A 21,037-nucleotide genomic window follows, 5' to 3' on the forward strand; every position below is an offset into this window, starting at 1 on the left:
TTTTAAAGTGATGTATAATCTCCATCCCATACTATTTCTTTGTATTTTTGAGGATCTGTATCTCCCTCAGTGCTTATTAAAAGTATTGTAGAGTTTCCATTAAGTCCTAATTTTTCTCTTAAATCCTTGTATTCTTCTCTTTCCATAATTAAGGAAACTACACCAATTCCTACTGCTCCTGATTCTCCTGATACAATTTGAGGGTCTCCCTTTAATGGAGATGCTAATATTCTCATACCTCTAGCTGAAACATAATCTGGACAGGATAAATATGCATCGGAATAATCCCTTAAAATTTCCCAAGAAATAGTATTAGGTTCTCCACAAGCAAGTCCTGCCATAATAGTTGACATATCTCCTGTGACTGCTTCAATTTTTCCTAATTTTGCTGAGTTATATAAGCAAGATGCTTCATTTGGTTCTACTACTACAGTTATAGGTCTATTTTCTCCATATTTTGCTGCTAAATAGCCTTGCACAGAGCCTGCAAATGATCCTACTCCTGCTTGAACAAATACATGAGTTGGTTTTTCTATGTCAATTTCTTTAAGTTGTTCTATAGCTTCTGATATTAAAGTTCCATAACCTTGCATTATCCAAAGTGGTATATCTTCATAACCTTCCCAAGCAGTATCTTGGATTACTACCCAGCCATATTTTTTTGCCATTTCATCTGCAAATCTTACAGCTTCATCGTAATTTCCATCAATAATACTAGCATCAGAGCCTTCTTTTCTAATATTTTCAAGTCTTGTTTTTGAGGATCCCTTTGGCATATAAACTACGGATTTTTGTCCTAATTGATTTGCAGCCCATGCAACACCTCTACCATGATTACCATCTGTAGCAGTAACAAATGTTATATCCCCTAATTTTTCCTTTATTTCCTTAGATTTTAATAAATCAAAAGATACTTCTGATATATCAAGTCCTAATTTATTAGCTAGATAACTTCCTATAGCATAAGATCCTCCTAATACTTTAAAAGCATTAAGTCCAAATCTATAGGATTCATCTTTTAAGAAAATATTTTTAACTCCAACATGCTTTGCCAAGTTATCTAACCTATGTAATGGTGTTATGGAATACTCGTCAAAGCTTTTATGAAATGCCCTTACTTTTTCAACAACCTCCTCTAATATATAATCAACGCTTACTTTAGGTTTAGATAGGTTTCTGACTTCTTCTGCCAGATATGATTTTATTAAGTCCTTAATCATATTTGCCTCCTTTGAAATATATTGAACAACTAATGGAACAGGAAATCTCCAAAGTTAATTTTCTAACTTGATTTATTAGTTTTATAGTTTAAATATATAGGAGATTATATTTTTTTCGATTTAATTAGTTGTTACTTAAATTAAATGCAAGGACCATGCCAATGTTTCCAAAATTTTAATTGGGTGGTCTATAAACCTTTAAATTCACACATTAGTTAAATTTTATTTAGTATTTTATCATCTATTTTTTGAAAAAAATATTTAAAGCTATTATCATTTTGATAATAGCTTTAAATATTTTAGCCTGTTTATCCGCCTAAGATTGTAAATTAGAGCATTATCAAAATGATAGTCAATTATCATTTTGATAATAGTCATAAATTATATTTCTTTATTTTTCTATATAAGGTTGCAATACCTATTCCCAATTGGGATGCAGCCTCTTGTTTACCATCTGGAGTATTGCCATAAAGTTTTAGGGCTTTTTTAATATATTCTTTTTCCATTGCTTCTAGAGATAATGATGCAGTATCTAACTCCTCTTCCAGCAATAATTTTTTAGGTAATAATTCTGCATTTACTATTCCATTTTTTTCTACCATATTCATTATATACTCAACTACATTTTCCAACTCCCTAACATTTCCAGGCCATTTGTATTTATAGAAAATATCAAATACACCATTAGTAAATTCAACTTTACCTTTTTTAAAAAGCTTTGAGTATTTTATAGTGAAATAATCTGTCATTATCCTAATATCTTCTTTTCTATGTCTTAATGGTGGTATTGTAAAGGGGATTACATTTAGTCTATAGAATAAATCCTCTCTAAACATACCATCTTCAATAAGCTTTTCCAAATTTTTATTTGTCGCTGCAATAATTCTTACATCTACAGCCATAGGGCTATTTGATCCAAGACGTACAATTTCCCTTTGTTCTAAAACTCGAAGTAATTTTGATTGTAGATATAATGGCATGTCTCCGATTTCATCTAAGAATAAAGTTCCATTATTTGCAAATTCTATTTTACCTATTTTTCCTTTAGGATCGGCACCAGTAAAGGCCCCTTTAACATAACCAAATAATTCACTTTCAAGAAGGGCATCTGGAATGGCTGCACAGTTAATAGCTACAAAAGCATTTTCACATCTTTCACTTTCCATATGGATAGCTCTAGCAAATAATTCTTTTCCAGTACCGCTTTCACCGGTAATCAAAACCGTAGAGTTTGATGTAGCCACTTTTTTTACCTTTGATTTTAAAAACTTTATTTCAGAGGAATCTCCTATTATATTGTCAAGCCCTAAGTTTTCTTTTGTAATATTAATTGATGCTCCAAGATTAGAAAGAGAATCTAAGTCAGTAAAGATAAAGATCTGATCATAATCATTTTCATTTTTTACTATTTTATAATCTTCACCAATTATTGTATATAATTTATTATTTATAACTATTTCATATTCATTGAGATTGAGAATTTGGTTTTCAGTTTTTCTTATTTTTATCTTAGAGTTTAGACTTTCTAATTCAAGCATCTTAACTGCTGTATTATTTGTCCTTACTATATTTATATTTTGATCAACGATGAGAACTCCTTGCTCTACCTTATCTATTACATTTTTTAATAACTCTATTAGATTTAACATTTGATGTTTTTCTAATTCTTCCCTTGCCTTGGAAGACATCAGATCAGAAATTTGTTCTAAAAAGGCTGTAAATATGGAGAGATTATCAATAATATGGTCTCGCTGTTCTTTGCTAAAGCATACTAAGCCTATTACACCAATTACTTTTTCATCAATTTTTATAGGCATACTAACTTCAAAGGTTTCCTCACATTTTCCCTGTTTATGGCAGTATTTACATATAGAATGTTTTCCGGGATCCATTATCATCTGGTATTTTCCAGTTTTCATTACCTGATTATATACATATCCTTCTTCACTAATATATTCATTTATATTATCAGCAAACATTCCAGTTCCTGCTATTCTTAAGAGATGTTTATCTACAATTTCAACATCTACTCTAAGAACCTTTGATAAAACCTCAGCATATTTAATTACAGTTTCTTGCATACCTTTAAGGATACTAGTCATTCTGTCACCAATCCAATCAGATTTATTATATTTTGCATTATAAAATACAATTTTATTCTAAATTCATTTGTTAAATTCAGTGTACTTATTTAACTTAAAGTACAGGTTTCTAAGAAAATAATTTTTACTATTTTTATATATTATATCAAATAATATTGTCCTTTCAACGATGACTCATATATCTGATGAGTAGGTTTAAAGGCTAATATTATAATAAAAGAATAAGATTAGCTTAATTATTTTAAATAAAAAGCATTATAAATTTAAAATAATCAAATTGAGTTTCTATATATTAATTTGATTATTTAAGTATTTGCAATGAACTGCAGCAGAAAAATATATTTTATGAAATTATTTTAAGAAACTTAAAATTAGAGATTATGTTTATAAACTATATATTGGTTTATAATGATTATGGTTTTAAAAGTATAAGTCAGTAAATATTGGTAAGCTATGATTTAGTATTATAGTTAGGTTTTTACCATTTAACAGTAAGAATATTTTTGCTTATATAGATGGAAATAGAGTTTAATTTAAGGTTTGATATAGGATTATAAGGGTGGTATAATTAATCTTAATTGAATAAGATATTAAGTGCGATGTTATATCGTTAAAAGGGAATTAAGTGAAAATCTTAAACGATCCGGTCGCTGTAAATGATAGTGTGTTTAATTATGCCATTGCTAATGTGAGAAGGCTAAACACATGTTACGCATAAGTCAGAAAACCTGCTTAATATTTGAATTTATTCCTATTTCCGTCGAAAATAGGTAATTGAAAACAGTTACTTACTATTGTTTTCATATTTCTTTAGGAAAAATTACGGAATATGATGATAATAGTTTTTTTATTGGGATTTAGTAATAAAGTTCGATAATACTTTCAGAGGAGAGAGAATGATGAATAAGAAGTTAACTATGTTATTAGCCTTATTATTAGCTTTAACCTTAGGCTTAACAGCATGTAAGGGAAAAGAAATAATTAAGGAAGAGGAATCAAAAGTAGTTGAAGGACAAGAAGATGAGGTACAAGAAATTACATTAATTGATAATGTAGGTAGAGAAGTTACTTTACCATATCCAGTTGAAACAGCAGTTGTAGCAAATAGATATGGCTCTGAGTTAATAAGAGCATCTGGGGCAATTGATAGGGTTATATCAGTAGATACAAGTACTGCTCAAGATAGAGAGTACTGGGCTCAGTTTGATCCTGATAATGTAATAGGAAAAGGGCCAAGCGAATTAAACTATGAAAAAATAATCGAATTAAATCCTCAAGTTCTTATATTACCATCTAATGGTACATATGAAGAGGCTGAAGAAAAACTTGCTCCATTTGGTATTAAAGTTTTCGTAATTTCAGGGTATGATACTTCTGATTTTAAAAATCAAGTAGAAAACATAGGAAAGATGTTTGGTACAGAGGATAAGGCAAAAGAATTCTATGACTATTTTAACGATAAATTAGAATATATTAAAGCAAATGTAGCAGAAGAACATAAGAAGACCTTGTATCTAGAAACAACATCTCCATTAAATTCTACATTGCCAGGAGATTATTTCTTTGATATGGCAGCATTTGGCGGAGCGAATAATATATTCGCAAGTGATTTTGAGAATATAAAAAAATCTGAAATAGATCCAGAAGAAGTAATAAAAAGAAATCCAGATGTTATTATAAAATTAATAACTCCAGATAAAGCTATAAAAGGAACTGGTTTATATGAACCACCAACAAAGGATGATTTTGTAAATACTTATAATGAAATAATTTCAAGACCTAGTTGGGATGATATAAATGCAGTTAAAAATGAAGAAGTATTCTTCATGACTCAATTTAGTCATGGTGGAGCATCTAAACTAGTAGGTACAATGTATATAGCTAAATGGATGTATCCAGACCTTCTACCAGAATTAAATCCAGATGAAGTATTTAGAGCTTGGATGGAAGATTTTCAAGGATTTAAGAATATAGATGGTCACTTCTACGGAGTTAATGATCTTAAATGATAGACAAGAAAAATGAAATACTAGAAAATTATCAGAAGAAAGAATCTAGGAAGGTAATATTTCTAGTATCAGCATTTATAGGATTATTAATAATATCTGTAATATGTACTTCTTTAGGAATAACAGATTCATCTATTATGGATGTTTGGAAAACAATACTAAAGGGGATTTTAAAATCTTCCAATCTAAGCACTACAGAAAAGGTTATATTGAATCTTAGATTGCCTAGAACAGTACTAGGGCTATTAGCTGGAATAGGTCTATCTATATCAGGTGTAATAATGCAGGGAATAACAAGGAATCCACTTGTTAGTCCCTTTACTACAGGTATATCCAGTGCAGCAGGATTTGGGGCTTCCATAGCTATAGTATTTGGCTTTGGATTATTTGGAAGCTCTCAGCTAGGTATTGTAACAAATGCATTCATAGCTGCTATGGTATGTACAATGATAATATTTTTAACGGCAAGGAAAATGTCCATGAGCTCACAGTCCATAATATTAACAGGAATTGCATTAAATTATTTATTTCAAGCATGTTCAACAACTATACAGTTTATTGCAGATGATGATAAATTAGCTAAAGTTATAAATTGGACCTTTGGAACTTTAAATGGAGCAGAGTGGGCACATGTAAAAATTGTAGGTGTCTTTGTGATTTCATGTTTAGTGATATTAATGTTATTAAATGATAAATTTACAATTATGGCAATTATGGAAGATGAATTAGCAAAAACCATGGGAATAAATCCGGGAGTTTTGAGAATCATAGGAAGCATATTATCTGCCCTATGTACAGCAGCTATAATAAGTTTCACAGGTGTTATTGGATTTATAGGGTTAGCAGCACCACATATAACTAGAGCCATTATAGGTAATAACTATAAATATTTATTACCAGGATCAGCCATAGTAGGAGCCATGCTAATAATTATAGCTGATACAATAGGTAGATTAATATTATCTCCTGTAATTGTACCAGTAGGAATAGTAATATCCTTTTTAGGAGTACCGATATTTTTGCATCAAGTAGTTTTAAATAGGAGGAGTTACTAATGGGTTTAAAGGTAGAAAATATAGACTTCTCATATGATAATAAAAAAATAATCCAAGATATATCCTTTGAAGTGGAAAGTGGAGAAGTACTAGGGCTTTTAGGACCTAATGGTACGGGAAAGACTACTTTATTAAAATGTATATTGGATTTATTAAAAAATCAGGGTATTTGTATAGTGGATGATATTAATTTAAAAAGTTTATCTTTAAAAGAACGAGCTAAGTATATATCATATGTACCACAAAATATAGATTTAGTATTTCCTATATCCGTATTTGAATATATAAAAATGGGCAGATCCCCCTATAATAGTAAAAATTCAAATGATAATGAGATTATATTGGGAATAATTGAAGATTTTCAGTTGGAAGAATTTGCATTTAAGGGAATAAATCAATTATCTGGTGGGGAAAGACAAAGAGTTATGATAGCAAGAGCCATGGCCCAAGAACCTAGAGTAATACTCCTAGATGAGCCTACTAGTAATTTAGATATGAAGCATCAAAAGAAGACTATGGAAATATTAAGGGATATATCTAGAAAGAAAGATATTAGCATACTAATTTCTATCCATGACTTAAACTTAGCATCAAGATATTGTGATAAGTTTTTAATATTAAAGGATACTAAGATATTTTCTTATGGTGATGAAGATAAGGTAATAGATGAGGATATTATTAAGAATACTTATGGAATACCAGTGGAAATAATTTATCACCATAATAGAAAGATTGTGGTAATGAAATAGTGCTATTTTGAAGGAAATTTTAAAAGATAAAACTAAATAAATATTCTTTATAAAATATAATGCCTAAGATCAATTATGATCCTAGGCATTATATTTACACATTAAATCTCATAAGATAATAGTTTTCACCTCATAAAAATAGGCCAATCCTCGTAAGGAACATGGGTTTGAACGGTAAGATCATTACATTATATGCAAAATAGCTTGTCAATATGAAGTTAAAAATAATAAAATATATTTACCTATAATAATTATATCCTAAATATTATATAAAAAATCATAGGAAAAATTACTATGCTCTTAATATGTTATAATCTTAGTATATAACATTGGGAGGGACAAATATATGAACTACAGCCAAATTGAACAGATTATGCTTTCTTATGGCTTAAAGAAGCATGAAATTTCTGAAGGAACAAATTTTACTTATACTAAAAAGGGCAAGCATAGAATAATATTAGAAAGACTAAGACTATTGACACAAGGTGGTGTAGGAGGATTTTTATATGTTGAATTATTAGATGAATACAAAAATATCTGTAGCAAGAATGGACATATTAATGTAAAAGGAATTGGGAATGAAGAGGAGCTAAGGAATATAGTTGAAAAAATAATTAATGTACTAGAAACTTCATGGAAGATTGTTATATCATAATGGGTTGGTTATATCCTTTATATTTGAAAATTATGTTAAATAAGATTACAATAAATGTAATACAAATAAGGCAATAGGGGATAAATATGAATACAGTTTCTAAGGGGTGAAAAAATGTTTCAAAGCAATTTTCAATTTCTAGAACAAAGATGGCCTATGTTAGCTAATTTGGGGAAATTAGCTGAAAAGAACATTTATCAGGATTCAAATACAAGCTTAATAAAGTTAGGTATGTTTGCAGAACTAATAGTTGATTATATGTTTGCTTATGATAATCTAGAATACCCAACATATGATAGTCAAATAAATAGGATAAGAGTTTTAAAACAAAATGATCTACTACCTTGTGAGATAGATCAGATACTTTATACATTAAGGATATCAAGGAATAAAGCAGCTCATGAAAATTATAGTAGTGTTGAGGATGCAAAGATTAATACGAGTCTGGTTTTCAAACTATCTACATGGTTTATGCAAACCTATGGTGATTGGAGCTTTGAACCAAGAGATTTTGTGATGCCTACAGAGAGTAATGAGAAGAATTATATAGAGCAGTTAAGAAAAGAAAGTGAAGAATTAACTCTAGATTATGAAAATAAATTAAAGCAGTTACAAAGAGAACTTAATCAACTGAGAATTCAGAAGACTGACGAAAGTACTAAAGAAAGACAAGAAAAATCTGCAAGAGCAGCTTCTCTAATTGAATTAAATGAAGATGAAACTAGAAAACTTATTGATGAACAATTAACGAGTTGTGGATGGGAAGCAGATACCAAGATACTTAGATATGCTAATGGTACAAGACCGCAAAAAAACAAGAATATGGCAATAGCAGAATGGCCTACATCTGCTGTTGGATCTAGGAGAAGTGGTAGGGCTGATTATGCTCTATTTGTTGGAACGGAAATTGTGGGTCTAGTAGAAGCTAAAAGGGGAAGCAAAGATATTCCTTCAGATATAGAAGATTGTAAAGATTACGCAAAGAATATTAAGGATGAACATAGTGAATATGTGATTAGAACCTGGGGAGATTACAAGGTACCATTTCTATTTTCTACAAATGGAAGAAAGTATTTAAAACAATTAGAAGAAAAATCAGGCATATGGTTCTTAGATGCTAGGGAATCCACGAATCATCCAAAAGCCTTACAATCGTGGTATACTCCTAAAGGCCTTAAGGATTTATTAGATAAAGACATAGAAGGAGCAACAAAGAGCTTAGAAGAAGAATCTCTTGAGTACTTAAAAGATCGTAAGGGGTTAAGTCTTAGACAATATCAAATTGATGCTATTAAGGCAACAGAAGCTGCTATAGCTAATGGAAAAGATTATATATTATTATCCATGGCAACTGGTACAGGTAAAACTAGAACTATAGTAGGCTTAGTTTATAGGCTTATAAAGACTGGTAGGTTTAAGAGAATACTTTTTTTAGTTGATCGTTCTGCTTTAGGAAATCAAACTGAAGATACATTTAAAGAAACAATAATTGAAGACTTACAGACATTTAATTCCATGTATGATATTAAAAGTCTTGATGATAAGACACCAGAACTTACTACAAAGCTTCATATAGCAACTGTACAAGGAATGGTAAAAAGAATTATGTATTCAGCCGAAGTGGTATCCAAAGTAGATGATTATGATTGTATAATTGTAGATGAAGCCCATAGGGGCTATTTACTCGATAAAGAAATGGGAGAAGTAGAGTTAGAATTTAGAAATCAAGATGATTATGTAAGTAAGTATAGAAATGTATTAGAATATTTTGATGCTACTAAGATAGCGCTTACTGCTACACCTGCTTTACATACTACAGCTATATTTGGCAAACCTGTATTTGAATATTCTTATAGAGAAGCAGTAATTGATGGATATTTAGTTGATCATGAACCACCTCACAGAATTATAACCGAATTAAGTAATGAAGGGATTAACTATAAGGCGGGGGACATAGTTCCAATATATGATCCTATTACAAATGAAATTATAAATAGTGCAGAGCTTCCAGATGATTTAAATATAGAGATAGAGAATTTCAATAAGAAGGTATTAAATGAGAACTTTAACAGAGTTGTATTAGAAGAAATTCTAGATTATATATCTCCAGAAGGTCCAGAGAAGACATTAATATTTGCTGCAACTGATAATCATGCAGATGTTGTTGTTAGATTGATTAAGGAGATATATGGAGAAAAAGGAATTGATATTGATGATGATGCTGTAATGAAAATAACAGGATCAATTAAAGATTCTGAACTAGCTATCAAGAAATATAAAAATGAGGATTATCCAGCTATAGCAGTTACAGTGGACTTATTATCTACGGGCATTGATGTTCCTCAGATATGCAATATAGTATTCTTAAGAAGGGTTAAATCAAGGATACTATATGAGCAGATGCTAGGCAGAGCTACAAGGCTGTGTGATGAAATAAATAAAACACACTTTAATATATATGATGCTGTAAAGTTGTATGAAGGCTTGGAAAAGGTAACTAATATGAAGCCTGTAGTAGCAAGAAATACTGTAAAATTTGAAGAGCTAATAGAAGAATTGCTAAAATTAGACTCTCAGGATAAAAAGAAGAAGCATATTGATGAAATTATGGCTAAGTTTCATAGAAATAAAAAGAAATTAAAAGATGATAAATTAGAGGAATTTAAATCTTATTCAAAGGGCAAGACCCCAGATGAGTTTATAGCTGATTTAAAATATGGAGATATCAACAAAATAGTTGATATCATAGAAAAGAGCAAGGAATTATTTAAGTTCTTAGATGAATATGAATACAACCCTAGGAAAGTAATTATATCAACTCATGAGGACAGAGTAATAGAGTCTTTTGTTGGCTATGGTGAATCTAAAAAACCAGAAGATTATTTAGAAGAATTTGGTAGGTTTATAAATGATAATCTTAACAAAATAGCTGCATTGCAAATAGCATGTCAAAGACCACAAGAACTTACTAGGGCTGAATTAAAATCCTTGATACAAGAGTTATATAAACACGGTTTTTCTGAGATTAACTTAAATACTGCCTATAATCAAATGACTAATGCAGAGATTACTGCAGATATTATTAGCTTTATAAGACAGCAGGCTTTAGGCAGTGTATTGATTGACCATGAGGAAAGAATAAAAAATGCAATGAAAAAGATTAGAGATTTACAGAAATGGAATAAGGTTCAGAAGCAATGGCTAGATAGAATCGAGAAGCAATTAATAAAGGAATATATAATTGAAAAAGATTCTTTTAATTCAGGAGCATTTGAAACTAGTGGGGGATTCGATAGAATCAATAAACAATTTGGTGGAAAATTAGAAGAATTAATTGAAGTTATTAATAAGAATTTGTACGACGAGAGGGGAACAGCATAAAAATGAATAATCAAGAAATCGTAAATAAGCTATGGAACTTATGCAATGTACTTAGAGATGATGGAATAACTTATCATCAATATGTTACAGAGTTGACTTATATATTATTTTTAAAAATGGCAAAAGAAACAGGAACTGAAAATAACATTTCAGAAGAATATAGATGGGATAAGCTTGTGGCAAAGGAAGGAATTGAGCTAAAAAATTTCTACAGAAAATTACTCTTAGAACTAGGTGCAAATGGAACTGGAAAGATTAAGGAAATCTATACTAATGCTAATTCTAATATAGATGAGCCTAAAAACCTAGATAAGATAATTAAATCCATTGATGAACTAGACTGGTATAGTGCAAAGGAAGAAGGATTGGGCAATTTATACGAGGGACTATTAGAGAAAAACGCTAATGAAAAGAAATCAGGAGCAGGCCAATACTTTACTCCAAGACCACTTATTAATGTAATAGTAGAGCTAATAGATCCGCAGCCAGGTGAAAGATGTAATGACCCTGCAGCTGGAACCTTCGGATTCATGATAGCAGCAGATAGGCATATAAAGAGAAAAACAGATGATTTATTCGATTTAGATGAAAAATCACAAGGATTTCAAAAGAAAGAAGCCTTTACAGGCTGTGAATTGGTACAAGAAACTCATAGATTAGCATTAATGAATGCTATGTTACATGATATAGATGGAGAAATTTATTTAGGAGATACACTATCAAATCTAGGTAAGAAAATGAAGAACTTTGATGTTGTAATGACTAATCCTCCATTTGGCACTAAAAAAGGTGGAGAAAGGCCTACTAGAGATGATTTAACATTTATATCATCTAATAAACAACTAAATTTCCTGCAACACATTTATAGATCATTAAAGAAAGATGGAAATGCTAGAGCAGCTGTAGTATTACCTGATAATGTATTATTCCAAGATGGTGATGGAGAGCGAATAAGGGAGGATTTAATGGATAAATGTAATCTTCATACGATACTTAGGCTACCTACTGGAATCTTCTATGCTCAAGGGGTAAAGACCAATGTATTATTCTTCACTAGAGGAACTACAGATAAAGATAATACAAAGGAAGTATGGTTCTATGATTTAAGAACAAATATGAAATCATTTGGTAAGAAAAATACCTTAACAGAAGAACATTTCAACGATTTTATAAATGCATATACAGCGGAAGATAGAAGTAAAGTAAATGATGAAAGATGGAGTAGATTTACTAGAGAGGAAATCAAGGTAAAGGGAGATAGCTTAGATTTAGGACTTATAAAAGATGAATCCTTAATAGACTATGAAGATTTACCAGACCCAATAGAATCAGCAGAAGATGCAGTAGCAAAACTAGAAGAAGCCACAGACCTTTTAATGAGTATTATAAGGGAACTTAGACTCTTGGATGGTGATAGGTAATGGAGAAGACTATAGAAGGATTATTGAAGGAAGCGTTGGTTCCAGTAGGGGAACAACCTTATGAAGTTCCTGAGAATTGGATATGGGTTAAACTTTATAGCATTGATTCTAGAAGGCCTAAAAATATCAATCCAATGAATAATGGTGAAACAACTTTTGAATTATACAGTGTTCCAAGTTATGATAATCAACAACCTGAAATATGTAAAGGTAGTGAAATTAAATCTAATAAACAAGAAGTTTATAAGGATGAAGTATTACTTTGCAAGATAAACCCAAGAATTAATAGAGTATGGATAGTTGATGAATATACGGAGTATACTAAGCTAGCATCATCTGAATGGATTGTTATAAATACAAATGGTAAGATTAATTCTAGATTTTTAATGTGGATGCTAAGGAGTAGTTATTTTAGAGAAATTATTCAATCAAATGTATCAGGTGTTGGTGGTTCGCTAACTCGTGCTAGACCAAAAGAAGTTAAAAATTACCCTATACCACTGTCGCCTTTATCTGAACAACAACGAATAGTAACTAAAATAGAATTCTTATTCTCAAAAATAGATAAAGCAAAAGAACTTATAGAGGGGGTAAGAGAAGGATTTGAAAATAGAAAAGCAGCTATTCTTGCAAAGGCCTTTAGGGGGGAAGTGACGGATAAGTGGAGAGAAGAGAATTCTGATATAGAGTTTAAAGAAACATTGATAGAAAAAATAGATAATGAATGTTCAGAGAAATCCTATAGATTACCTAAGACTTGGAGATGGGTTCAAATAAAAGAGATAATACGAGAAATGCAAACAAAGAAACCATTCTCTATAGATAAAGATTTCTTTCACTATATTGATATAGACTCAATTGATAATAAGAATCAGCAAATTAGAGAAATGAAGATAGTAGAAGTTAATAAAGCACCAAGTAGAGCGAGTAGACATGTAGAAAAGGGCGATGTAGTAATTTCATTAGTTAGACCTTATTTGAAGAATATTGCTTTAGTAGAATACGACCAAGACGATATGATAGCTTCAACTGGATTTTATGTGTGTAAAACAAAATCAATATATGAGTCTAAATTATTATACTACTATTTGAAATCAGATGCTTTTACAAATTTATTAACGAGTTTGATGAGAGGAGATAATTCACCTTCTGTTAGGATTAGTGAGTTTCCTGAACAACTAATCCCCCTCCCGCCTCTAGAAGAACAAAAAGAAATGGTTCGTATCCTAGACAATCTTCTATCCTTCGAATCAAAAATAGGAGAATTAACTGAACTAGAAGAACAAATAGAACTACTTAAAAAATCCATACTAGCAAAAGCCTTTAGAGGTGAATTAGGCACCAATGACAATACTGAAGAATCAGCTATTGAATTACTAAAGGAAGTTTTATCTAATAAAGGAGATTTATAAAATGGGAAAGATGACAGTTTATCATGGTAGCTATATTGCTATAAAGAAACCAAAGATAATCAAAGGAAGAAATACAAAGGATTTTGGAGAGGGATTTTATTGTACTATTATTCGTGAGCAAGCAGAAAGATGGGCTAAAAGATATGATATACCATTGGTAAACACTTATACCGTACGAATGAACACAAATCTTAAAATATTGGAATTCAAAGATATGACAGAAGAATGGCTTGATTTTATTATTGACTGTCGATATGGAAAGCCTCATGATTATGATATTGTAATTGGAGCTATGGCCAATGATCAAATATACAATTTTATAGCTGATTATATTGATGGAATTATTACAAGAGAACAATTTTGGGTAATGGCTAAATTCAAATATCCAACACATCAAATTAATTTCTGTACAGATAATGCACTAAAATGTTTAGAGTTTTTATCAGGAGAGGAGTTACCAGAATGATGGGAAGAGAAAATCCAAAAGAAAATGATCTTTTTTTCACTTGTAGTTTAATCGAATATATTGGTAGAAAGACCAAAAATAAAAGAGCTGATGTTGTAAACAGATTAGGAAAATCTACTATTTTCAAAATCTATGAATTAGCAGATATTTATCACAGTGATAATATCGACCGTGTAAGCGATGACTTTATCCGAGAATCAAATATTACAGTAGGAGATTTTGATAATATTACTTCTACTAAATATTCTATTCCAAGTCATTGGGATATAGGTAAAGTATATAAACGTCTCATACTTGGTATTGCAAAAGAAAAGGACATAAGTGTTATTGATGCATTATTTGCAGCTTACAATTCTTTTATAAGCGAAAAAATTCAAGATTTTAACAGTAGCTTTTATTATGATGCACCCCAAAACATACTTAATGCCTATTTATATGGAGTAATTGAATAAATCCCAAGATCATTAACCTTGGGATTTTTCTATACATTAAATCTAAATAATACAACATCTCCATCTTTCATTACATATTCTTTTCCTTCAATTCTAACAAGTCCCTTTTCCTTTGCAGAAGTCATATTACCTCCATGAGCCATTAAATCATCAAATGCTATTATCTCTGCTCTTATAAATCCTCTTTCTATATCGGAGTGGATTTTACCTGCTGCTTGAGGAGCTAAAATTCCCTTCTTTATAGTCCAAGCTCTAGACTCCATAGGACCTGCTGTTAAAAAGCTTATAAGTCCTAGTAAACTATAGGATGCCTGTATTAATTTATCAAGACCAGATTTATCAACACCTAAATCCCTTAAGAATTCTAGTTTTTCATCATCATCTAATAATGAAATTTCTGCTTCAATTTGTGCACTAACTACGACTACTTCTGCATTTTCTGTAGAAGCAAATTCTTTTACTTTAGTTACATAAGGATTTGAATTTCCACCATCAGCTAAGTCATTTTCTGAAACATTTGCTGCATAGATAACAGGTTTTGAGCTTAGAAGATTGAAAGATTTCACGATTTCATTTTCTTCAGGTGATAAGTCTAATGTTCTTACAGATTTTCCTTCTTCCAAGGATTGAATTGTTCTTTGAATAAGTTCAATTTCTGTAGAAAGACTTTTATCTCCTTTAGCTGCTTTTTTAGACCTTTCCAGCCTTCTTTCTAATTGTTCCATATCGGAGAACATTAACTCTAGATTTATAGTTTCTATATCTCTAATAGGGTCTATACTTCCATCTACATGGACTACGTCTACATCTTCAAAACATCTAACTACGTGAACTATAGCCTCTACTTCACGAATATGGGATAAGAATTTGTTTCCCAGTCCTTCTCCATTACTAGCTCCCTTTACAAGCCCTGCTATATCATAAAATTCAATAGCAGTTGGTACAATTTTCTTTGACTCATATATTTTTGCTAGTTTTTCAAGTCTATCATCTGGTACTGCCACTACTCCTACATTTGGCTCTATAGTACAAAAAGGATAGTTGGCAGATTCTGCACCAGCTTGGGTTATTGCATTAAAAAGCGTACTTTTTCCTACATTTGGTAGGCCTACTATTCCAAGTTTCATTTTATATTTCCTTTCTATAATAAAAATATTATATTAATTTTTCCATAAATAAAAAAATACTTTACAAAAAGAAATTATACAGTATCTAGGTCATAAGTGCAATGATAACATTATTGACGGACTGTTATTAAAGCACTGAGTGGCTTCATTTATATAAAGATTAATATTGCATATTACCATTATATAACATATAATAAAATAAAAAACCGACTAGTTGGTTTGTATGGGGGATATATGTCAAAGATTGAAGATAAGAAAAAAGAAACTAAAAGAAAAAGAATAATTAAACATTCATTCAATTTATTTGCGGAAAAAGGTTATTCAGAAACATCTATGGATGATATAGTGAAAGTGTCAGGTATAAGTAAAGGAGGGATATATTATTATTTTAAGAGTAAAGAAGATATATTTTTAGAAATTGCTGAAGAGCGATTGCAACAAAGAAAAAATATAATAAATAAGGTGAGAAATATTAATTCAAGTAAAGAAAAAATAATCAATTACATAAACTGGACTTTAACAGGATTTCTTCATGAAGATATTCAAAAAATGTCCAGATTTACCTTTGAATTTTGGTCTGTACTTTCTAGGAATCCTAGTATGGCAGATAAACCTAAGGAAAGATATAAGATATTCTATGATGATTTAGTCGATATTCTACAAGAGGGAGTTGATAATGGAGAGTTTAAAAAGGATTTAGATATTGAATCTATGGTCTATATTATTTTATCTTCAATAGACGGTATAGGATTTGTAAATTCTGTAATGGGTGTTGGAATGAATCATCGTATAGTTGAAAATTACTTAGATATGATATTGAAAAAAATCGAAAAAGGAGATTAAAAATGATTATATATGAGTATTGTAACAATGTTGAACTTGAAAAAGTATATGATGCTTTTCAAATGGGCTTTTCCGATTATATAGTAAAATTTCAGATTTCTAAAGAGGATTTTATAAAACGTTTCTTTGGACCAGAAGGGAATCAATTGGAGAATTCATTTATAGCTTTAGATGAAGGCAGTCCAATAGGATTAATCCTAGGAGGTATTAAAGAGTATGAAGGAATGAGAACTATGCGCTGTGGGTCCCTCTGTGTTCATCCAGATTATCGTGGAAAAGGAATTAGTAAAAGTCTATTTCAGTTACATAGAAAGGCTGCAGTAAGTAATAAATGTAAACAGATGTTTTTAGAAGTTATAGTAGGTAATGATAGGGCTATTAAATTTTATAGTAAATTAGGCTATGAAAAGGTCTATGATATAAAGTACTATTCTAATAAAAACATTGATGAACTACATGAGGGAGCAGATGAATCTATAGATATAGAAGAAATAACCTTCGATACTATTTTGAATTTATCAGAAGCAATAAGAGATATACATATTAACTGGCAAAATGATTTTGACTATATGAAAAAGCTTGAAGGATTAATCTATTATGGAGTTTATGAGGAAAATAAACTAATAGGGGCTATGAGTATAAGTAAAAATGGAAAAATCCTCTTTATTTGGGTTAGTCCACAGTATCGTCAAAGAGGAATTGGAAGAAGCTTCATTTTAAAAGCAGTTAAAGATTTAAACTTAAAGAATATAACTATAAGCTTTCCTAACAATGCTAATATAGAAGGCTTTGTAAAGCGTATGAACTTCCAAAAAGACAATATATCACAATATGAGATGTATTTAACTATTTAATAGAATGAAATTAATTAATAAAACTACACTAGGATTACCATTATCTGCAGGTTGACATAATAAATAAAACTCTATAATATATCAGAGTAGGTTTATTATGCAAAAGGAGAGGATTTTTAGTGAGTAAGGGCTCTATGGGTAGAAAAAAGGTGATATTTTCAGTTCTTATCTGTCTTTTGATATTTAGTATATTAACCCCTCAGGTAATGGCTAATTCAATAGGGAATAAAGATAAGAAAGTTGTAGGTTATTATACATCTTGGTCAGCATATTCAGGATTTACACCTGATAAAATTGATGCTACTAAGTTGACTCATATTAATTATGGTTTTGCAGATATCAGTGATGATTTAAAAGTAATTTTAAGGGATTTAAATGTTGACCCTTATAATATACAAAAATTAAAGGAACTTAAATGGATTAATCCAGAACTTAAAATATTAATATCTGTTGGTGGATGGACATGGTCTGGTAAATTTTCTGATGCTGCTTTAACAGAGGATTCTAGAACTAGGTTTGCCAATAATTGTGTAGAATTTATTAAAACATATGGATTTGATGGAGTAGATTTGGACTGGGAATATCCAGTAGGCGGAGGGCTTTCAACAAATAAGAGTAGACAAGAAGATAAACAGAACTTTACTCTTTTGCTTAAGGCAATACGAGAAAAATTAGATATACAAGGCAGAAAAGATGGAAAATATTATGAACTATCTATTGCTGGTGGAGCAGGAAAAGAATATATTAATAGTGTTGAATTATGGAATATCCATAATTATATAGATTTTGCAAATATTATGACCTATGATATGCATGGAGTTTGGGATAAATATACGGATTTTAATTCACCTTTATATGGGAATGCTAACTCTCCAAATTATGTTAAATCAAGTGTAGATTCAGCAGTTAGAGCTTGGATAAATGGAGGATTTCCTAAAGAAAAAATTGTTATGGGAGTTCCTTTCTTTGGTAAGCAATATAATATGGTGACTTCATCATATAATGGACTACATCAGATGTATCAAGGAGGTTCATCTATTAGTTATGCTAATATAGTTTCAAAATACTTAAATAAACCAGGAGTTATAAGATATTATAGTGAAGAATCAATGGTTCCATGGCTTTATGACGGGGTAACTTTCATATCATATGAGGATGAGGAGTCTATTTATCATAAAGCACAATATATTAAATCGACTGGATTAGGTGGAGCTATGATTTGGGATTTAAGTAGTGACCCAAATAAGGTTCTGTTGGACAAGTTAAATAAAGAACTAAAATAATAGTTTATATAAGGCCTAGGATTGATGAAATCCTAGGTTTTTCTATAGTTGCAGATAAATATGAAAATATGTTATATTATTGGAAGAAATAGAAGTAATATAGTACTTTTTAAAAGAAAGGATGCTGCTTATGAATAATAAAAAACACCTGCCTATAATTTCGGCAATTATATATTCTACTATATTTGGATTTTCTTTTATGTTTTCAAAGATAGGGCTAGAGGTTATGACTCCAGTTGAACTTATTGCTTTTAGGTTTTTATTAGCAGCTTTGATAATGACCTTATTAAAGAAGCTTAAAGTCATTAGGGTAGATTTAAAGGGAAAGAACATTATGATTGTTTTACTAACATCTCTTTGTGAGCCTGTATTATATTTTTTCTTTGAATCCATGGGAATGAAAATGACTTCTTCCTCAGAAGCTGGTCTTATGATATCATTGATACCCGTATTTGTTGCTATGTTTAGTATGTTTTTTCTGCATGAAAAACTTAAACCTATACAGTTAGGATTTATAATTTTATCTGTAGCTGGAGTTGTTTTTATAAATGTGATGAAGGATAGTCTAAGTTTATCTGGCAACTTTCTAGGTGTTATATTTTTACTTTTTGCAGTAATTGCATCATCCTTTTATAATATCGGTTCAAAAAAGTCATCTATGTATTTTACTCCTATTGAAATAACATATATAATGATGTGGGTAGCAGCAATTACATTTAATGGAATATTAATTACTATTAATTTGATAAAGGGTACTATAGGAAGTTATTTTACACCTTTGATAAATAGTCAGGCTATAATCCCAATTTTATATTTAGGTATATTATCGTCAATAATTGCATTTTTCATGGTTAATTATACCATATCTAAGATACCAGTATCCCAATCTGCAGTATTTGCCAATCTAAGTACTATAGTATCAATTTTAGCTGGAGTATTTATATTGAAAGAAGACTTTTTCTGGTATGATTTTATTGGTGCTTTGATGATATTAATAGGAGTATGGGGAACCGTATATTTTGGAGGGAAAAGTGATGAAAATCAGGTTTTAATTCAAAATGAATTATTGGAAGAATAGATTTTAATATAAGTAGAGTAATCAATTAAATTAATGGAGTGATAATAATGGATGAAAAGGATAATGGTATAAAAGGAACAGGTTGTGAAATACTGGTACCTTTTAATGAGAGAAAACCATTAGCTGATATAGAAAGAAGTATTATAAAAACATATAGAAAACATATATGGGCAAAGTTCATTAAGGCAATCAAAGAATATGAATTAATACAAGATGGAGATAAAATAGCAGTAGCCATATCAGGAGGCAAAGATAGTCTTCTCATGGCAAAGCTCTTTCAAGAATTATATAAAAATGGAAATAGAAATTTTGAATTAGAGTTTATAGCCATGGATCCAGGGTATCATTCAGAGATAAGGGAACTTTTAGAGGATAATTGTAAATATTTAGATATACCAGTTCATATATATGATGCAGATATATTTCAAGTTGCAGATAAAATAGCTGGTGATTATCCATGTTATATGTGTGCTAGAATGAGAAGGGGTTCCTTATATGGCAAGGCAAAGGAATTAGGCTGCAATAAACTAGCCTTAGGTCATCATTTTAATGATGTTATAGAAACTACAATGCTAAATATATTATGTGCAGGTAATTTTAAGACAATGCTTCCTAAACTAAAGGCTCAAAACTTTGAAGGCCTTGAGTTAATAAGACCCTTATATTTAATAGAAGAAATCTATATTCAAAGATTTATTCAAAATTCAGGAATATGGCCTTTAAATTGTGCCTGCATGGTCGCAGCTAAAAAAATTGGTAATAAAAGATATGAGATAAAGGATTTAATTGAAGAATTAAAGAAGAATTTTGCAAATGTAGATATTAATATTTTTAGGGCGGCTGAAAATGTTAATATGAATGGAATATTAGGATGGCAAGAAGATGGAGATAAATATTCCTTTTTAGACGAATATTAAAACAACTATTAGG

17 protein-coding genes and 1 riboswitch are annotated in these 21,037 nt (G+C 30.2%); of the genes, 14 read left to right on the forward strand and 3 right to left on the reverse strand.

What is annotated here, in order from left to right:
• Positions 1 to 2: 2 nt before the first annotated feature.
• Both dpaL and ABWP20_RS06070 read right to left on the reverse strand, forming a co-directional pair.
• Complete coding sequence (gene dpaL, locus ABWP20_RS06065) at positions 3 to 1,220, reverse strand: diaminopropionate ammonia-lyase (RefSeq protein ID WP_353094743.1); 1,218 nt, start codon at positions 1,218 to 1,220, stop codon at positions 3 to 5.
• A gap of 374 nt (positions 1,221 to 1,594) precedes the next feature.
• Complete coding sequence (locus tag ABWP20_RS06070; RefSeq protein WP_353094745.1) at positions 1,595 to 3,322, reverse strand: sigma-54-dependent Fis family transcriptional regulator; 1,728 nt, start codon at positions 3,320 to 3,322, stop codon at positions 1,595 to 1,597.
• Between the two features lie 575 nt (positions 3,323 to 3,897).
• A riboswitch (cobalamin riboswitch) is annotated at positions 3,898 to 4,072 on the forward strand.
• A gap of 149 nt (positions 4,073 to 4,221) precedes the next feature.
• Here ABWP20_RS06070 and ABWP20_RS06075 point away from each other — a divergent pair.
• The 9 genes from ABWP20_RS06075 to ABWP20_RS06115 all read left to right on the forward strand — a co-directional run bounded on the left by ABWP20_RS06075 (position 4,222) and on the right by ABWP20_RS06115 (position 14,922).
• Positions 4,222 to 5,331 (forward strand): ABC transporter substrate-binding protein, encoded by a 1,110-nt coding sequence (locus tag ABWP20_RS06075; RefSeq protein WP_353094747.1) that lies wholly within the window; start codon positions 4,222 to 4,224, stop codon positions 5,329 to 5,331.
• On the forward strand, positions 5,328 to 6,386 hold the full coding sequence (locus ABWP20_RS06080; protein ID WP_353094749.1) for a FecCD family ABC transporter permease: 1,059 nt from the start codon (positions 5,328 to 5,330) through the stop codon (positions 6,384 to 6,386). The genes ABWP20_RS06075 and ABWP20_RS06080 overlap by 4 nt, the downstream gene beginning before the upstream one ends.
• Complete coding sequence (locus ABWP20_RS06085; RefSeq protein ID WP_353094751.1) at positions 6,386 to 7,135, forward strand: ABC transporter ATP-binding protein; 750 nt, start codon at positions 6,386 to 6,388, stop codon at positions 7,133 to 7,135. The genes ABWP20_RS06080 and ABWP20_RS06085 overlap by 1 nt, the downstream gene beginning before the upstream one ends.
• Before the next feature lie 346 nt (positions 7,136 to 7,481).
• Complete coding sequence (locus ABWP20_RS06090; protein WP_353094753.1) at positions 7,482 to 7,790, forward strand: hypothetical protein; 309 nt, start codon at positions 7,482 to 7,484, stop codon at positions 7,788 to 7,790.
• A gap of 114 nt (positions 7,791 to 7,904) precedes the next feature.
• The gene (gene hsdR, locus ABWP20_RS06095; RefSeq protein WP_353094755.1) at positions 7,905 to 11,171 is read left to right on the forward strand and encodes a type I restriction-modification system endonuclease; all 3,267 of its coding nucleotides are present in this window, start codon (positions 7,905 to 7,907) and stop codon (positions 11,169 to 11,171) included.
• A 2-nt stretch (positions 11,172 to 11,173) separates the two neighbouring features.
• Complete coding sequence (locus ABWP20_RS06100; protein WP_353094757.1) at positions 11,174 to 12,592, forward strand: class I SAM-dependent DNA methyltransferase; 1,419 nt, start codon at positions 11,174 to 11,176, stop codon at positions 12,590 to 12,592.
• Complete coding sequence (locus ABWP20_RS06105; protein WP_353094759.1) at positions 12,592 to 14,004, forward strand: restriction endonuclease subunit S; 1,413 nt, start codon at positions 12,592 to 12,594, stop codon at positions 14,002 to 14,004. The genes ABWP20_RS06100 and ABWP20_RS06105 overlap by 1 nt, the downstream gene beginning before the upstream one ends.
• 1 nt (position 14,005) lies before the next feature.
• Positions 14,006 to 14,470, forward strand: a complete 465-nt coding sequence (locus ABWP20_RS06110; protein WP_353094761.1) for a DUF3990 domain-containing protein — start codon at positions 14,006 to 14,008, stop codon at positions 14,468 to 14,470.
• A complete protein-coding gene (locus tag ABWP20_RS06115; RefSeq protein ID WP_353094763.1) occupies positions 14,467 to 14,922 on the forward strand; it encodes a hypothetical protein in 456 nt (151 codons plus the stop codon). Before ABWP20_RS06110 ends, ABWP20_RS06115 begins: the two co-directional genes overlap by 4 nt.
• Positions 14,923 to 14,951: 29 nt before the next feature.
• Here the strand turns inward: ABWP20_RS06115 and ychF are convergent, their stop codons facing one another.
• Positions 14,952 to 16,049 (reverse strand): redox-regulated ATPase YchF, encoded by a 1,098-nt coding sequence (gene ychF / locus ABWP20_RS06120; protein ID WP_353094765.1) that lies wholly within the window; start codon positions 16,047 to 16,049, stop codon positions 14,952 to 14,954.
• Between the two features lie 234 nt (positions 16,050 to 16,283).
• Between ychF and ABWP20_RS06125 the strand changes: the two genes are divergently transcribed.
• From ABWP20_RS06125 to ABWP20_RS06145, 5 genes are all read left to right on the forward strand, one after another.
• The gene (locus tag ABWP20_RS06125; protein WP_353094767.1) at positions 16,284 to 16,892 is read left to right on the forward strand and encodes a TetR/AcrR family transcriptional regulator; all 609 of its coding nucleotides are present in this window, start codon (positions 16,284 to 16,286) and stop codon (positions 16,890 to 16,892) included.
• A gap of 2 nt (positions 16,893 to 16,894) precedes the next feature.
• Positions 16,895 to 17,746 (forward strand): GNAT family N-acetyltransferase, encoded by an 852-nt coding sequence (locus ABWP20_RS06130; protein ID WP_353094769.1) that lies wholly within the window; start codon positions 16,895 to 16,897, stop codon positions 17,744 to 17,746.
• A 119-nt stretch (positions 17,747 to 17,865) separates the two neighbouring features.
• On the forward strand, positions 17,866 to 19,029 hold the full coding sequence (locus ABWP20_RS06135) for a glycoside hydrolase family 18 protein (protein ID WP_353094771.1): 1,164 nt from the start codon (positions 17,866 to 17,868) through the stop codon (positions 19,027 to 19,029).
• A 130-nt stretch (positions 19,030 to 19,159) separates the two neighbouring features.
• The gene (locus tag ABWP20_RS06140; protein WP_353094773.1) at positions 19,160 to 20,107 is read left to right on the forward strand and encodes a DMT family transporter; all 948 of its coding nucleotides are present in this window, start codon (positions 19,160 to 19,162) and stop codon (positions 20,105 to 20,107) included.
• 47 nt (positions 20,108 to 20,154) lie between these two features.
• Entirely contained in the window at positions 20,155 to 21,024 is an 870-nt protein-coding gene (locus ABWP20_RS06145; protein ID WP_353094775.1) for a tRNA 2-thiocytidine biosynthesis TtcA family protein, read from the forward strand.
• Positions 21,025 to 21,037: the final 13 nt, after the last annotated feature.

It is taken from the genome of Tissierella praeacuta, assembly GCF_040396155.1.
Classification (GTDB): Bacteria; Bacillota; Clostridia; order Tissierellales; family Tissierellaceae; genus Tissierella; species Tissierella praeacuta_A.

Coding starts and splice junctions, on each gene's coding strand:
- dpaL (WP_353094743.1), bottom strand. CDS start 1,220: ATGATTAAGGACTTAATAAAATCATATCTGGCAGAAGAAGTCAGAAAC.
- ABWP20_RS06070 (WP_353094745.1), bottom strand. CDS start 3,322: ATGACTAGTATCCTTAAAGGTATGCAAGAAACTGTAATTAAATATGCT.
- ABWP20_RS06075 (WP_353094747.1), top strand. CDS start 4,222: ATGAATAAGAAGTTAACTATGTTATTAGCCTTATTATTAGCTTTAACC.
- ABWP20_RS06080 (WP_353094749.1), top strand. CDS start 5,328: ATGATAGACAAGAAAAATGAAATACTAGAAAATTATCAGAAGAAAGAA.
- ABWP20_RS06085 (WP_353094751.1), top strand. CDS start 6,386: ATGGGTTTAAAGGTAGAAAATATAGACTTCTCATATGATAATAAAAAA.
- ABWP20_RS06090 (WP_353094753.1), top strand. CDS start 7,482: ATGAACTACAGCCAAATTGAACAGATTATGCTTTCTTATGGCTTAAAG.
- hsdR (WP_353094755.1), top strand. CDS start 7,905: ATGTTTCAAAGCAATTTTCAATTTCTAGAACAAAGATGGCCTATGTTA.
- ABWP20_RS06100 (WP_353094757.1), top strand. CDS start 11,174: ATGAATAATCAAGAAATCGTAAATAAGCTATGGAACTTATGCAATGTA.
- ABWP20_RS06105 (WP_353094759.1), top strand. CDS start 12,592: ATGGAGAAGACTATAGAAGGATTATTGAAGGAAGCGTTGGTTCCAGTA.
- ABWP20_RS06110 (WP_353094761.1), top strand. CDS start 14,006: ATGGGAAAGATGACAGTTTATCATGGTAGCTATATTGCTATAAAGAAA.
- ABWP20_RS06115 (WP_353094763.1), top strand. CDS start 14,467: ATGATGGGAAGAGAAAATCCAAAAGAAAATGATCTTTTTTTCACTTGT.
- ychF (WP_353094765.1), bottom strand. CDS start 16,049: ATGAAACTTGGAATAGTAGGCCTACCAAATGTAGGAAAAAGTACGCTT.
- ABWP20_RS06125 (WP_353094767.1), top strand. CDS start 16,284: ATGTCAAAGATTGAAGATAAGAAAAAAGAAACTAAAAGAAAAAGAATA.
- ABWP20_RS06130 (WP_353094769.1), top strand. CDS start 16,895: ATGATTATATATGAGTATTGTAACAATGTTGAACTTGAAAAAGTATAT.
- ABWP20_RS06140 (WP_353094773.1), top strand. CDS start 19,160: ATGAATAATAAAAAACACCTGCCTATAATTTCGGCAATTATATATTCT.
- ABWP20_RS06145 (WP_353094775.1), top strand. CDS start 20,155: ATGGATGAAAAGGATAATGGTATAAAAGGAACAGGTTGTGAAATACTG.